Source organism: Candidatus Symbiopectobacterium sp. NZEC135 (assembly GCF_025962695.1).
Window position 1 is genome coordinate 1 of record NZ_JAGFPF010001237.1, and the last position, 645, is coordinate 645.

The 645-nt window shown below is 54.3% G+C and carries 1 protein-coding gene and 1 pseudogene; both read right to left on the minus strand.

Translation table 11 applies throughout. The features are described from left to right. A partial coding sequence (locus tag J5224_RS33565; protein WP_264629205.1) for a hypothetical protein occupies window positions 1–99 on the minus strand: 99 nt, incomplete at its 3' end. A 98-nt stretch (window positions 100–197) separates the two neighbouring features. Then, window positions 198–645 (minus strand): annotated as a pseudogene (locus J5224_RS33570) (arsenic resistance protein); the annotation flags it as partial.

Consider the following 645-nt stretch of genomic DNA (forward strand, 5'->3'; position numbering starts at 1 on the left):
GACGTTAAACTGGCGTGCTAAATCGAGGATCGTTTGCGCGCGAATGTTGCCATCAAGGTGGCGGTGGATGTCTGTCAACGGGATTGAAGGATCGATCATAATGGCTTCTTTCGCTGCGCGCACCAAGGTGCAGTGAGCATATAAATTATTAAGGTACTGTTTAGTATAAACAATAAGTCATGGAATACCATTGCAGATTACACCGAGGGGCGATTTCTGCGCGTGTTACGCACCAGGCGAGGGATCACGTGCACATAGCAGGATTCCGCGATCAATTCGATCATGGTTTGCGCGACCAGGATCGCAGGCAGTATCGGCATGGCGCCTGGGATCGATAACGCCAGTGGCAGGATCACTAATGAATTGCGCGTGGCGCAGCTAAATGCCACCGCACGCCTGCTGGCGGTGTTCAAGCCAAAGGCGTGCGCGACCAACGCACCAATGCCAGGCGCGACGACGGCAAACAGCAGGTAAAACGGCAACGCCTGACGCACCGGGTCGATCGCCAGTTCCAGTTGCGGCACGATAGATGCAACCACTAAAAATATCACCATGACCGTCGCGGGCACCGGTAACCAACCGACAGCGTTGGCGATCCGTTGCGCGATCATAAAACGTGATTGAGCGTGTTGTAATACACCCGCG